Consider the following 13,968-nt stretch of genomic DNA (forward strand, 5'->3'; position numbering starts at 1 on the left):
TGGGGGTAAAATGGTGATATAAGAGTATTTATGTCATGGCAATTGTCATAACATAAACACTCTTAGCCCCGGAATCCTTTAAGATTTTAGCACATTTGTTAATGGTAGTGCCAGTTGTCAATACATCATCTACTAATAATATTTTTTGACCTATAATTTGATATTTTTTATTGAATATAAGGCTATTTGATAAGTTTTTTTCTCGTTCTTTTTTAGATAAAAAAGTTTGGGATTTGGTCCATCTTGACTTAATTAATACGTCAGGACTTACCGGTTTTTTTAGTAGTTTGCTGATTTCTTGAGCCATAATCAAAGCAGGATTATACATTCTAAACAATCTTTTGAATCTATTCATTGGAACTGGAATAATCAGGTCAATATCTTGAAATTCGCTGTGATATTGTCTATAAAGTAATTTGCTGAAAGTTTTGGAGAAAATAGTTTTATCTTGATATTTAAAGGCATGAATTATTTCTTTGCTATGCTCATTAAATTTAATTAAGCTACGAGATACATCATACCAAGGTTTATGTTGAAAGCATTTTGCACAACACATATTATCTAAAATTGATATATCTAATCTACAACCACAAATATTGCAGTAAGGTTTTGTAATAAAATCAAGTTTCTTCCAACAATTTAGACAAAAACCCTCTTTAGTGGCAGTCATTTCAGCACAAGACAAACATCTTGCTGGCAAGATATAATCTATTAGGTAATTATACAATCTACTAATTTTGTACATTATTATAAAAGTAAACCTTTAGGCAATATCTCTAGTTAAATTTACCGGTCTACGAACACATGGGTTGCCAGTACTCGAAGAATCTGTTGATTCAATAGACACACAAGGGCTTTTAATCTCGTAAGGAGAACCAGGAGTGCATGATAATAATTGCAAGAGTATAACAAAAAACAGAGAAAATCTTAATAATTTTGTCATAATTGTCGTTTGGAATTAATTTTATTGTCTTAGATTCTATAGGAGGTTAACCTAGTTCGCAATATATCTCAAGTACATTTAATAAAAAATAAGTTTTAGATACAAAATACATAATAGCTTGTGGCATTTTTCCTGACAAGCATATATACTCTCTTCAAATGTTTGCAAGTAATAACCTAAGGAAACGATGGTAAGTACATCCTTCAAAGAAAAACCTCCTTATGCTAGAAAGTATAATAGCTGGCGTATTAGAATTTTATATTCAATAATTATTGGTTATTCAACATTCATATTTTGTCGTCAGAATTTTAATATTGCAATGCCTGCTTTAATGGATAATTTTGAGGTAACAAAAACTCAACTTGGCTGGATTTTAACAGCCTCTTCTATAGTTTATGGTGTAGGAAAATTGTGTAATGGATTCTTTAGCGATAGGTCAAATGCTCGTATATTTATGGTGGTTGGTCTTGCCCTTGTAGGCATCATAACATTGTTATCTAGTTTTGCTTCTAGTATAACCTTACTGGGTCTTTTATGGATTCTGAATAATTGGTTTCAATCCATGGGATGGCCGCCTGCAACACGTATGTTGACTTATTGGTACGCTTCTAAGGAATTAGGAATGAAATGGTCTTTGGGGGCTACTTCTAATCAAATCGGCGGAGCAACTACTATGATAGTGTGTGGCTATTTAATAGACGTTTATGGTTGGAAAGCAGCATTTATAATTCCTGGAATAGTGGCATTATTAATATCGTTATTTTTATTTAATAGATTACGTAATTCTCCCAATGAGGTTAATTTACCCATAGTAGAAGAGTATAAAGAATGTGATATATCTCTTGGGAACAATGGTGATAATTTATTAACACGTCAACTAATAAAAATTGTATTTTGTAATAGGTTAGTGTGGTATGTGTGTTTTGCTAATATGTTTGTTTATATTGTACGGTCAGGTGTAATTTTTTGGGCACCCGTATTTTTACGTGAACTAAAAAACATTACTATTGCTCAAGCTGGTCTACAAGTTGCTTCTTATGATATCTTAGGTTTAATTGGTGGTGTTGTTGCTGGATGGATGTCAGACAAGCTATTTCAAGGACGACGTGGTCCAGTTGGTTCAGTATTTATGTTTGTTTTGGCTTTTACTCTTATTTTATTTTGGCAAATACCAAACGAGTATGAAATATTTAGCATGATTATTCTTGCTTTGGCTGGTTTTTTTGTATCTGGACCGCAAGTCTTAATAGGTGTTGCTACAGCAGATTTTACTAATAAACAAGCAGTTGGTACAGCTAATGGTCTTTCAGGCTTATTTGGTTATCTTGGTGCTGCATTGGCTGGGGTATGTGTTGGTTGGATTTCTGATAATTTAGGTTGGAATGGTGTTTTTTTATTTTTTATCTTTTCTGCTTTCTTGGGGGCAATACTTTTTTCCTTAACTTGGAATTATAGTTCTAGAAAAATTGCATAAAGTACCACTTTAACCATGCTATCAGAATTTGCTTGCCAAAAATATATAAATTTATATAAATATTAACAATAAATTAATAAAGGTTTACTGTGACTCAAGAATATACATTTTCAATGATTAAGCCAGATGCTACGAAAAGAAATCTAATTGGTAAAATTATTTCTTACTTAGAAAATACTGGACTAAAAATAGTAGCTCAAAGAATGACTATTTTAACTAGAGATCAAGCAGAAAATTTCTATGCAGAGCATAGGTCAAAGGCATTTTTTAATAGTTTAGTGGAATATATCATTTCTGGTCCAGTCGTCTTGCAGGTGCTTAAAGGGGAAAATGCTATTTTAAAAAATCGTAGAATAATGGGAGCTACTAACCCAAATGATGCTGAACTAGGCACAATTCGAAAAGATTTTGCAGAGAATATTGAGGCTAATAGTATCCATGGTTCTGATAGTTTAGAAAGTGCAGAAAGAGAAGTGAAATTATTCTTTACTAAAAAAGAAATTGTAGAATAACTTAAGTCTTATGAAATATAGCGTTGTAGTTATTGGTGGTGGTCATGCTGGTTGCGAGGCAGCTTCGGCTTCTGCACGTTGTGGTGTAGATACTCTTTTAATTACTCTGAAGCTAGATAATCTTGGTGAAATGTCTTGTAATCCTGCAATAGGCGGAGTGGCGAAAGGTACTCTAGTGAAAGAGGTAGATGCACTTGATGGGCTTATGGGTAAAATTATAGATCAAGCTGGTATACATTATAAGATGCTTAATGAAAGTAAAGGGCCAGCAGTTTGGGGACCAAGAGCTCAAGCTGATAGAAAACTTTATAAAAAAGCTATGTATAATGCTTTAATAAATCATCCAAATTTGACAATTTTATATGCATCTGTAGAAAATATTGAAATCCAAAACTCTAGAGTGAAAGCATTGATTTTAGATGATGGTACGAGAATTGCATGTCAAAAAGCTGTGTTGACTACAGGTACGTTTTTATCTGGACTCATTCATATAGGACCTAAAAAAATCCCATCTGGTAGAGTGGGTGAAAGACCATCATACGGCTTATCTAACACATTGAAATATCTAGGTTTTTCCCTTGGTAGGTTAAAAACTGGTACACCTCCAAGAATAGATGGGAGAACAATTGATTATAACGAAGTAGAAGTGCAGACTGGAGATGCCGTGCCACGCCCTTTCTCTGAACTTACAGATTCTATTAAGGTAAAGCAAATAAATTGTTTCGTTACTAGAACAACTGAACAAACTCATGAAATTGTTAGAAATAATTTAGATAAATCAGCTATGTATTTTGGACAAATCGAGGGCATAGGACCAAGATATTGCCCATCTATTGAGGACAAGGTTACTAGGTTTGCTAAAGCAAGTCATCAAATATTTTTAGAACCTGAAGGTTTGGATGACCATACGATATACCCAAATGGTATATCTACATCATTACCTGAAGATATACAACTAGCATTACTAAAGACAATTCCTGGTCTTAAAAAGGCTACAATGTTAAGACCAGCCTATGCAATAGAATATGATTATGTTGATCCTAGAGAATTAAAAGCAACTTTAGAAACAAAAAAAATTGAGGGGTTATACTTTGCTGGTCAAATTAATGGCACCACTGGTTATGAAGAAGCGGCGGGGCAAGGAATCATAGCAGGTATTAATGCAGCTTTATCACTAAAAAGTCAATCAAATTTTATTTTGACTAGAGCAGATGCCTATATTGGTGTTATGATTGATGATTTAATTACTCTTGGTACAGCAGAGCCTTATAGAATGTTTACTTCTAGATCTGAATATAGGCTTTCAGTTAGGGCAGATAATGCAGATTTAAGACTAACTCAAATGGCTATAGATTTTGGTATTGTATCTGATTTACGCAAAGAGATTTTTAACAAAAAATGTGAAGATATTCATAAGGCAGAAAATATTGTAAGAACTCTTTCTCTAACAACGACTAAGTTAGCTAATCTAGGCGTGTCTATCTCACAAGATGGTTCACATAAAACAGCCTTTGATTTGCTGGGATTACCAAATTTTGGTATCGATAAAACAATAGAAATTTTTCCAGAGCTTGTTTCATTAAATAGAAAACTTCTTCATTATCTTTGTATCGAATCAAGATATTCCTCTTATTTGACTAGACAAAATGCAGATATTCAATTATTTAAAGAAGAAGAATTAGAATTGTTAGATGATGATATTGATTATTTTAAAATACCAAGTTTGTCTACAGAGGTGCGAGAAAAACTACACCATCATAAACCAGCTACTATTGGTGCGGCTAGAAGAATATCCGGTGTTACTCCAGCCGCTTTAATAGCAATTATAATTTATATGAAAACAAGGCATAGAAATTAATGTATGACTGTGATAATATTTCACGTGAAACAATAGATGCTCTAGGAAAATATCAATCGTTAACATTGAAGTGGAATAAAACTATTAACCTCGTTTCTTGTAATACCGAACATGAGTTTTGGGTAAGACATATTTTAGATTCTTTGCAACTCATGAAGTACATAAATGACCACAATATCCATTTAGTAGATGTTGGTTCGGGTGGTGGATTTCTAGGGATAGTATTGTCTATTGCAGGGATAAAGAATGTTACTTTAGTGGAATCTGATATAAGAAAGTCTATTTTTTTATTGCAAGCTTCTAAAACTTCTAGTAACAAAGTAAAGGTGGTTAATCAACGAATAGAAGATGTTAAATTAGATTGTGATATATTAACTTCTAGGGCATTTGCTCAGTTAGAGAAAATATTTGTTTATACCAAACATATTAATGTAAAAAATAAATATTTATTATTTAAAGGTGAGCAGTATCACGAAGAAATTGAGAATGCCAAAAAGAGGTGGTCTTTTTGGTATTCGGTATATGATAGTGAGACTTCTAATAATAGTAAAATTCTAGAAATTAGTAATATACATGACAAAAATAGTTGCGATAGTTAATCAAAAAGGTGGAGTTGCTAAAACTACGACTACTGTAAATTTATCGACAGCTTTATCTGTAATGGATAAAAAAATTTTGGTAATAGATTTAGATCCTCAAGGAAATAGTAGCACTGGATTTGGTATAAGTCAACAAGATAGAAAGGTTACTATTTATCAGGTATTAACAGGTTCAAAGCCTATTGGAGAAGCTATAATACAAACAAATATTCCAAATTTACAATTAATTACATCTAATACTAATTTGTCTGGTGCCGAGTCGGATTTATTAAGTATAAAAAAGCGAGAATATTTATTATCAGATTTATTAAATAACTTAGTCGGTGACTATGATTATGTTATGATAGATTGCCCTCCATCTCTTAATCTGCTAACAGTCAATGCGTTAGTTGCTTGTGATAATGTGTTAATTCCCATGCAGTGCGATTTTTATTCATTAGAAGGGTTAAGTCATTTACTAAAAACAATTGAAATTATAGAGAAGAATCTAAACCCAAAAATAAAAATCGCTGGTATTTTATTTACTATGTACGATAAACGCAATCTATTAACTGAACAAGTGGAAGAGGACGTTAGAAAATGCTTAGGAAGATTGGTATTTAAGACAGTTATTCCAAGGAATATAAAACTATCTGAGGCACCATCTTATGGTCAGCCAGCAATTATTTACGATCATAAATGTGCTGGCTCTATTGCTTACATGGAACTTACTAAAGAGATTTTAGGTAGAAATATATGAAAAACAAAGGTTTAGGTAAAGGGTTGTCAGCTTTGCTTGGAGAAGAGGTTTTTACTATAGAGAAAGATGAATTAGTAAAAATTATAGATATCGACAAAATTGAAGCTAGGAATAATCAACCAAGGAAAAAATTTGAGTATGATAAAATAAAAGAATTAGCCGATTCCATAAGTAATAATGGTTTGTTACAACCAATTATTGTTAGTTCAATTAGCGAGGGGAGATATAAAATTATAGCTGGTGAGAGACGTTGGCGGGCTTGTAAGATAGCTAAGATTACTGATGTTCCTGCGATTATAAAAGATTTAAATGATAAAGAGATTATAGAAATAGCTCTAATTGAAAATATTCAAAGAGAAGAATTATCGGTTATAGAAGAATCAGAAGGATTTGAGCGATTAATAAAAGAGTTTGGTTATACACAAGAGCAACTAGCAGGAAAACTTAGCAAAAGTCGTAGTCATATAGCGAATTTATTAAGGCTAAATCAATTGCCACAATCTATCAAAGATAAAATAAATGATGGTTTTTTAACTATGGGACATGCAAGATGTTTAATTAATCATGAGCAGGCTGAGATAATAGCTAATCATATTATTGAGAATGATTTAAATGTTCGTCAAACTGAAGATATGGTAAGAAACTGGTCCAAAAATGAATATACAAAAGCACCAGAACATGAGAAACGTGTAGGAAAAAAATTCCTAAAAGAAGGTAGTAAAGATAATGATTTACAGTTATTAGCTAAATCATTGTCAGAAAGATTTAATATAAAAGTAACTATTGAAGACTATCCAATTGGTGGAAAATTAATATTTCACTATAATAGTTTAGAGGAACTTGATTCAATTTTGTCGAGGTTAAATTAAATGCAAATTTTTTTAGATAGTGCTGATATTAAAGAAATTGATGAGATTAACCAATTGGGTATCATTGATGGTATAACTACTAATCCTTCTTTGATGTCTAAGACAAAAGATGATTTTGGATCAACCATTATTAAGATATGTAAGATAGTACGCTCTGATGTTAGTGTAGAAGTAGCTGCCAATGATGTTGACACTATGATTAGCCAAGGTAACAAAATTTTAGGAATATCAAGTAATATTGTTATCAAATTACCTATGACATGGAATGGTATTAAAGTGTGCCAGTATTTTGCAAATAAAGGCAAGAAAGTAAATATGACACTATGCTTTTCGGTTAATCAAGCTCTTATCGCTGCAAAAGCTGGAGCATATTATGTATCACCTTTTATAGGTAGGCTTGATGATATAGGTCAGAATGGTATGAGTTTAATAAGAGATATAAGACAGATGTATGATAATTATCAATATCAGACAAAAATCTTAGCTGCATCTATAAGAAACCCGAACCATGTTTATCAATCTGCTATGTATGGAGCTGATGTTGCTACAATGTCTGGTAAAATTATCAAACAATTATTAGATCATCAACTAACAGATTCAGGTTTAGAGGTTTTTAATAGAGATTGGAATAAATCTAGATTAGAATTTTAATAATTAAAAAGGAGTTATATACTACTATATTTTAAGTAACAACACATAAAAAAGTTTATCTTCACTGCAACTTTCAAGAGATATAAAAGTTACTCAAAAAACAGCTTGGCTTATGATTCATAGGATAAGAGAAGCAACACAATAGAAAGTTTTTGGGCTGTGTTTAAGTGTGGAGTGGTTGGGAGTTATCATTAAACCTATCGCGACTTTACTTCTGTTGATGATTTGTACGTAGAACCGGTACTCAAATCTTTACGTACATTTAAGTACGCTACGGTTCGAGGTGAAGTATCTCCTTCAAATCCCTCAGTATAAGTGAGTTTCGAAAAAGGTCTATTCTATAAACAAGGAACACACTGGAAGATATTTGAATAAATTTATCTTTAAGAGATAATTTGAGGAATCATAAAATAGGTGGTATGTTTAATAACATTCTTGTAAATGCTAAAGGACACTTGGCATATAAAACTTTGGTAAATTCTTATGCAAATTGAATCAGTAAACAATTTAGGAATATCGTTTAATGAAGCTTTATCAAAGATAGGAAAAAGTGTACTAAAAAATGATGACATAATAATTGAAAACGACAGTAAAGCAAAACCATTTGTAAAATGGGTAGGTGGAAAAAGAAGTCTAATAAAAGAATTATCCACAAGAACACCGCAAACTTATAAAAGATATTATGAACCATTTGTAGGAGGAGGAGCCCTTTTATTTGCTCTTACTCCATCTAGTGCAACTATATCAGACATAAACCTAGATTTAGTTATTACATATGCTGTGATTAAAAATAATCCTCAAGAATTGATAAAGCTACTAACAAAACATAAAGTAAATCATTGTGAAGAATATTATTACAAAATCAGAAAACAATTTATTAATGATAATGATGTAGAAGTTGCTGGACGTTTTATATATCTTAATAAAACCTGTTATAATGGTTTGTACAGATCCAATAACAAAGGGGAATTTAATGTGCCTATGGGGAAGTACAAAAATCCAGCAATAGTGGATGAGACAAATATAATAGCTTGTAGTAAACTACTACAAAATGTTGATATAAAACATCAAGATTTCAGCGAAATTTCTCCAAATAAAGGTGATTTTGTTTATATTGACCCTCCTTATCATCCTATAAATAATAAATCGTTTACTAAATATACAAAACTTGATTTTACAGGAATAGATCAGATAAAACTTTATCAAAAATGTAAAGAGTTAAACGATAAGGGTGTATATTTTATGCTTTCAAACTCTAATATTCAGTTTATAAAGCATATGTATAAAGATTTTTATATAGAAATTATAGAAGTGCCACGCACTATTAATTGTAAAGCTAATGAAAGGAAAAATGCAGAAGAGGTTTTGATTAGAAATTATGAATAAAATACAAGGTGGAACAACTGCAAATAAAACAGGGAACGAACTTGAGGTATTTATAAATAATCGTCTTGTTAGGGAAGGTTACGTTTTTGTTCCCAAGACTAGATTTATTGCTTCACAAGCATTAGCCCAACCAATCTATACTAGACAATTTAATTTAGGAGAAACTATCTATAATACTGCTTGGCAATGCGATTTTATTCTATATCATCCTACAAAACATTCTAATTGTCTTGTTATTGAATGTAAGTGGCAACAATCAGGCGGTTCTGCAGATGAGAAATACCCTTATACAATATTAAATATTAGGAAACAAAGTGTTTATGATGTTATTATCATTATAGATGGAGATGGTTACAAAAAAGGTGCTTTACAATGGTTAAAAGATCAAGTTCATGGAAACTTAAAAGGTGTTTTTAGTATGTCTGAATTTACAGCTTGGACAAATAAACAAAATATTTAGATTGTATATGTATATAATTCCCTTAAAGAATTCATGTTAAGATTAATCTGTACCACTACTATTTAAAAACTACAAATAAATTACAAAAAATAAAGGAATTAAGAGTTATGTCATATCAATATGTTTATGTTATGAATGGTCTAAGTAAGACTATCAACGGTAAACAAATCTTAAAGGAAACGTATTTATCCTTCTTACTAGGGGCAAAAATTGGTATTATTGGTCCAAATGGTGCTGGCAAATCTACTCTTTTAAAAATTATGGCAGGTATTGACAAAGAATATGACGGTGAGGCGTTTGTAGCGAGTGGGGTTAGAGTTGGCTATTTAGCTCAGGAGCCGCATCTTGATCCTACTCGAAATGTTTTTGATAATATTATGGAAAGTTTAAGTGAGAAGAAAGCTTTAATCGATGAATTTAATGAAATAAGCTATAAATTTGCTGAGGAAATGTCAGATGATGAAATGAACGAACTTCTAGCAAAACAGGCTGATCTACAGGAAAAAATAGATAGTTGTGATGCTTGGAGTTTAGAGAGGGAAATAGAGATTGCTATGTTTGCATTAAGGTGTCCAAATAAAGATGCCGATGTTACAAAAATCTCAGGTGGGGAAAAAAGACGAGTTGGGTTATGTAAACTTTTACTAGAAAAGCCTGATATGTTATTACTTGATGAACCGACAAATCATTTAGATGCTGAATCGGTATCTTGGCTAGAAAATTATTTAAAAAATTATAAAGGTACTGTAGTAGTTATTACCCATGATCGATATTTTCTTGATAATGTAACGGATTGGATATTAGAGGTGGATCGTGGTAGATGTGTTCCATGGCATTCTAATTACACTACTTGGCTCGAGCAGAAGCAAGCAAAATTAGAGCTTGAAGATAAAGAAGAAGATGATAGGAGTAAACAATTAAAAAGAGAACTTGAATGGATACGTCAATCACCAAAAGCTAGACAATCAAAAAGTAAGGCTAGAATTAGTGCTTATCAGGATTTGTTGACTAAACAAAAAGAACAAAGATCCGGCATTGCACAAATTATTATACCTAATGGTCCACGCCTAGGCGATTTAGTTATAGAGGCAGAGCATATAGCAAAGAGATACGGTGATAAGGTGTTGTTATCAGATTTTAGCTTTAAGGTTGTTCCAGGAGCTATTGTTGGTATTATAGGTCCAAATGGAGCAGGTAAATCTACTTTATTTAACATTATCACTGGCAAAACTGATCCAAATCACGGCTCTATTAAATTAGGACAAACTGTTAAACTTGGTTACGTTGATCAATCAAGAGATGATTTAGACGATAACAAGACTGTGTGGGATGAGATTTCCTCAGGTCTTGAAGAGTTAAAACTTGGTTCTAGATCAATGAAAAGTCGAGCTTATTGTGCAGCCTTTAATTTTAGGGGTGGAGACCAACAGAAGAAAGTAGGGCAACTTTCTGGTGGTGAACGCAATAGAGTGCATATAGCCAAATTACTAAAAGAGGGAGCTAACGTTATATTACTTGATGAACCATCGAATGATCTTGATGTTGATACGTTACGAGCCTTAGAAGATGCGATTTTGGATTTTGCTGGATGTGTATTAGTAATAAGCCATGATCGTTGGTTTTTAGATAGAATAGCAACACATATTATTGCTTTTGATAAAGATGGCAATGCTACATGGTTTGAAGGAAATTACCAAGATTACCATGATTATATGATTAATTTAACAGGGGAAAATATTATTAATCCTAAATATCGTCATAAAAAGTTAGTATAAACCTCAATTTTGGATTAAAAGCAAAAGAGTATACAGCAGAAATAGAATTATGAAGAGGTCTATTATGTCTCTAGGAGAAATATTAGTGGTTATGTTAGTAGCACTGATAGTAATGAAACCAGAAGATATTCCAAGCATTATAAAAAAAATCCAAGAATTTAAATTATACTGCTCAGCTATCAAAAATCAAGCATTGGCCTATATTACGAAAGACCTAAAAATTGATAATGATATTCTAGAGAATAATGCTGAGCAGTTGAATTTTTATTTAGAAAGGATCATTAATATCCAAGGATATTATGATGGTAATTATTCTCTAGATGAGCTTAAAACAAAGTATGATGAGCTTATAAAAATAAAAAGTACAAAATATGTACAAGATTGTAAGAAATAATGAATTTATTGAGTATATAAAAGATATATTAGCACCTTTCGGTCAAATAACTACTCGTGCGATGTTCGGTAGTTATGGCATATATAAAGATAGAGTGATAATAGGGATTATTGCAGAAAGTGAGCTATACTTTAAAGCAGATAGCTTCACCGCTAAATATTTTAAATCTTTTGGCTCACAGCCATTTACCTATAATAGCAAAAATAAGCTGGTAACTATATCATATTGGAAAGTATTACCTGAGATTTTAGATCAAGAGGAAGAACTGGGAAAATGGGTCTCTATGGCATTTAATGTATCTATTAATTCCAAGAAAATACCTCATGCTTTAAATCATTGAGGTAGAATTGTGAATTATGAAGGACACCAAAAATCTGATATTGTATTTACTAACCTCAGTTTTGGATTAAAATTTTTAATTTTAATCCAAAACTGGCTAGAATATCAGAAAAATGCATTCTTAAAGCAGTTTTGCGACTCAACTTCGAGAGAGAAAAGAGCTTGAAAATGAGTCGCATAAGTGGCAAACTGCTGTATTAAATGCAGCGTAAATATGTTGAAATCACTGAATATATTAAAGTTTTGTACTGTCTGCAGTAGTGCCTTTTAAGGGCAAATCAAACTCCATGGCGAAAGTGGATTTTTCATCATTAGTGAAACAGCCTTCTGAGACTAATGTACGCTTCCAAATTTCAAGAAACATTTCAGGTGAGCAAGCTTCTCATCTTCGAGATAAATATGAGCAGAAATTATGCTATAGAACGTGAGTATTATGCGACGAGTGGAGTGTAGAATTAAATTCTCGTTACTGACTACATGTATGTATGAACCTCCTGTAAAATGCAAGAAAAAAATAACATCTAATAGCAAAAATGCAAATGCATACATGTATCCGGCTTATAGTTAATAAATTATGTGTAATTTATCCTACAGCCCTGATGGAATTCGCTGGCTTACAAATTTACTATATACTTATCATTTTATCGGCTTCAAAGAGCCATTGTAGTCATCAGTTTTTTTGTAAGCTAAGGTTTGTCTTATTTACCATCAATATTATTATCTCACGCATATTCCGGGTTGGAATCTCTTACATATTCTTTGTTTACCTATTAATTAATAAACCACTATTTATTTTATTTTATGTTAATTATAATAGCTCTGTGCTACAAACTTTACTCTCTACATAATCATCCCCTGACCTTAGTACTGCAAACACCACTCTTGCCAGTTTATTAGCTACAGCAACTACTGTTTTATTATGTCCATTTCGCTCAGATAAATTAAACATCCACTGCGTAAATTTGCTAAAATCTTTTTTAGATTTTTGTTCTTCCGATGTAAATCTTATCTTGGCATTTAGTACAGCTCTAGCTCCTTGGATCAATAGAGTACGCAAGTAAACATCACCTCGCTTGCTAATTCCAAGCAACTTATCTTTCCCTCCACTGGAATGCTGCCTTGGCACTAATCCAAACCATGCCGATAATTGCCTACCATTCTCAAAACTTGTAGCATTACCTATTGATGCTATTAAAGCAGTAGCAGTAATTAAACCAAGACCAGGTATAGCTGTTAATCGTTGATATTGAGTTAAGTTGCTAGCTATTATTTTTAATCTTTTTTCTATCTCTTTTATTTTTTTGTCATTATCCAAAAATTCCTCTTTCAGTTCACTAAATGTTTGGTAACCTAGCTGACTCAAATTTCCTTCATCTAAAATCTCAGTTAATTTTGTTACAACCTTATTGATCCCTTGAGGAATAATAAAACCAAATTCATGTAATAATCCTCTAATTTCATTCGCAAGTGCCGTACGGTTTTTTACCAATCTCTCTCTTACCCGATGAATTGACAAAATATCTTGTTGTTCTACAGTTTTAATTGGTACAAACCTCATATTTGGTCTTGTTACTGCTTCACATATAGCTTCAGCGTCAGCTTGATCGTTTTTATTAGTTTTAACATACGGTTTGACAAATTGTGGAGCCATTAGTTTTACTATATGCCCCAATTTAGTTATTTCTCTTGCCCAGTAACTAGCTCCGCCGCAAGCTTCCATCCCTACCAAACATTTTGGTAAATTAGCCATAAATGTTAAAACTTGATCTCTCATTAATTTTTTCTTTAATACCGTCTTACCATTTTTATCTACACCATGAATTTGGAAAATTCTTTTTGCAATATCTATACCAATTGTGGTAACTTCCATCTTAGCCTCCTGATTGTTATTTTAATATTTAATATTAACTTTAGAAGATTAGCAACTGCTTTTCATTCTGTATATCAGGAGGTCCATACCATTATTTTA

The 13,968-nt window shown here is 31.9% G+C and carries 16 protein-coding genes; 13 read left to right on the forward strand and 3 right to left on the reverse strand.

Annotated elements, in window-relative coordinates:
• Positions 1 to 28 precede the first annotated feature (28 nt).
• Both ACFEL1_RS05120 and ACFEL1_RS05125 read right to left on the reverse strand, forming a co-directional pair.
• A complete protein-coding gene (locus tag ACFEL1_RS05120; protein ID WP_341762851.1) occupies positions 29 to 745 on the reverse strand; it encodes a ComF family protein in 717 nt (238 codons plus the stop codon).
• Between the two features lie 18 nt (positions 746 to 763).
• Positions 764 to 943 (reverse strand): DUF2706 domain-containing protein, encoded by a 180-nt coding sequence (locus ACFEL1_RS05125; RefSeq protein ID WP_375330708.1) that lies wholly within the window; start codon positions 941 to 943, stop codon positions 764 to 766.
• Positions 944 to 1,130: 187 nt separating this feature from the next.
• Here ACFEL1_RS05125 and ACFEL1_RS05130 point away from each other — a divergent pair, with 187 nt between their 5' ends.
• The 13 genes from ACFEL1_RS05130 to ACFEL1_RS05195 all read left to right on the forward strand — a co-directional run bounded on the left by ACFEL1_RS05130 (position 1,131) and on the right by ACFEL1_RS05195 (position 12,165).
• Complete coding sequence (locus tag ACFEL1_RS05130; protein WP_375330709.1) at positions 1,131 to 2,417, forward strand: MFS transporter; 1,287 nt, start codon at positions 1,131 to 1,133, stop codon at positions 2,415 to 2,417.
• 89 nt (positions 2,418 to 2,506) lie between these two features.
• Positions 2,507 to 2,929, forward strand: a complete 423-nt coding sequence (gene ndk, locus ACFEL1_RS05135) for a nucleoside-diphosphate kinase (protein WP_341761565.1) — start codon at positions 2,507 to 2,509, stop codon at positions 2,927 to 2,929.
• 10 nt (positions 2,930 to 2,939) lie between these two features.
• Positions 2,940 to 4,787: a tRNA uridine-5-carboxymethylaminomethyl(34) synthesis enzyme MnmG gene (gene mnmG, locus ACFEL1_RS05140; RefSeq protein ID WP_375330710.1), complete on the forward strand. Its 1,848-nt coding sequence runs from the start codon at positions 2,940 to 2,942 to the stop codon at positions 4,785 to 4,787.
• Positions 4,787 to 5,386 carry a 16S rRNA (guanine(527)-N(7))-methyltransferase RsmG gene (gene rsmG / locus ACFEL1_RS05145; RefSeq protein WP_375330711.1) on the forward strand — a complete coding sequence of 200 codons (600 nt, stop codon included), beginning with the start codon at positions 4,787 to 4,789 and terminating at the stop codon, positions 5,384 to 5,386. The genes mnmG and rsmG overlap by 1 nt, the downstream gene beginning before the upstream one ends.
• The gene (locus ACFEL1_RS05150) at positions 5,361 to 6,125 is read left to right on the forward strand and encodes a ParA family protein (RefSeq protein ID WP_341761567.1); all 765 of its coding nucleotides are present in this window, start codon (positions 5,361 to 5,363) and stop codon (positions 6,123 to 6,125) included. The genes rsmG and ACFEL1_RS05150 overlap by 26 nt, the downstream gene beginning before the upstream one ends.
• On the forward strand, positions 6,122 to 6,994 hold the full coding sequence (locus ACFEL1_RS05155) for a ParB/RepB/Spo0J family partition protein (RefSeq protein ID WP_375330712.1): 873 nt from the start codon (positions 6,122 to 6,124) through the stop codon (positions 6,992 to 6,994). Before ACFEL1_RS05150 ends, ACFEL1_RS05155 begins: the two co-directional genes overlap by 4 nt.
• Positions 6,995 to 7,645 carry a fructose-6-phosphate aldolase gene (gene fsa / locus ACFEL1_RS05160; protein WP_341761569.1) on the forward strand — a complete coding sequence of 217 codons (651 nt, stop codon included), beginning with the start codon at positions 6,995 to 6,997 and terminating at the stop codon, positions 7,643 to 7,645.
• A 483-nt stretch (positions 7,646 to 8,128) separates the two neighbouring features.
• Positions 8,129 to 9,031 (forward strand): DNA adenine methylase, encoded by a 903-nt coding sequence (locus tag ACFEL1_RS05170; RefSeq protein ID WP_341761570.1) that lies wholly within the window; start codon positions 8,129 to 8,131, stop codon positions 9,029 to 9,031.
• Entirely contained in the window at positions 9,024 to 9,491 is a 468-nt protein-coding gene (locus ACFEL1_RS05175; protein ID WP_375330713.1) for a PD-(D/E)XK nuclease superfamily protein, read from the forward strand. The genes ACFEL1_RS05170 and ACFEL1_RS05175 overlap by 8 nt, the downstream gene beginning before the upstream one ends.
• A gap of 107 nt (positions 9,492 to 9,598) precedes the next feature.
• Positions 9,599 to 11,266, forward strand: coding sequence for an energy-dependent translational throttle protein EttA (ettA, locus tag ACFEL1_RS05180; protein WP_375330714.1), 1,668 nt, complete (start codon positions 9,599 to 9,601; stop codon positions 11,264 to 11,266).
• A gap of 49 nt (positions 11,267 to 11,315) precedes the next feature.
• Positions 11,316 to 11,660: a DUF2672 domain-containing protein gene (locus ACFEL1_RS05185; protein WP_341761573.1), complete on the forward strand. Its 345-nt coding sequence runs from the start codon at positions 11,316 to 11,318 to the stop codon at positions 11,658 to 11,660.
• Positions 11,638 to 12,000: a TfoX/Sxy family protein gene (locus ACFEL1_RS05190; RefSeq protein WP_341761574.1), complete on the forward strand. Its 363-nt coding sequence runs from the start codon at positions 11,638 to 11,640 to the stop codon at positions 11,998 to 12,000. Before ACFEL1_RS05185 ends, ACFEL1_RS05190 begins: the two co-directional genes overlap by 23 nt.
• 9 nt (positions 12,001 to 12,009) lie before the next feature.
• Positions 12,010 to 12,165, forward strand: a complete 156-nt coding sequence (locus tag ACFEL1_RS05195) for a hypothetical protein (protein WP_375330715.1) — start codon at positions 12,010 to 12,012, stop codon at positions 12,163 to 12,165.
• A gap of 642 nt (positions 12,166 to 12,807) precedes the next feature.
• Here the strand turns inward: ACFEL1_RS05195 and ACFEL1_RS05200 are convergent.
• Complete coding sequence (locus tag ACFEL1_RS05200) at positions 12,808 to 13,869, reverse strand: IS110 family transposase (protein ID WP_375330705.1); 1,062 nt, start codon at positions 13,867 to 13,869, stop codon at positions 12,808 to 12,810.
• Positions 13,870 to 13,968: the final 99 nt, after the last annotated feature.

The organism is Candidatus Tisiphia endosymbiont of Oplodontha viridula, assembly GCF_964264865.1.
GTDB lineage: Bacteria > Pseudomonadota > Alphaproteobacteria > Rickettsiales > Rickettsiaceae > Tisiphia.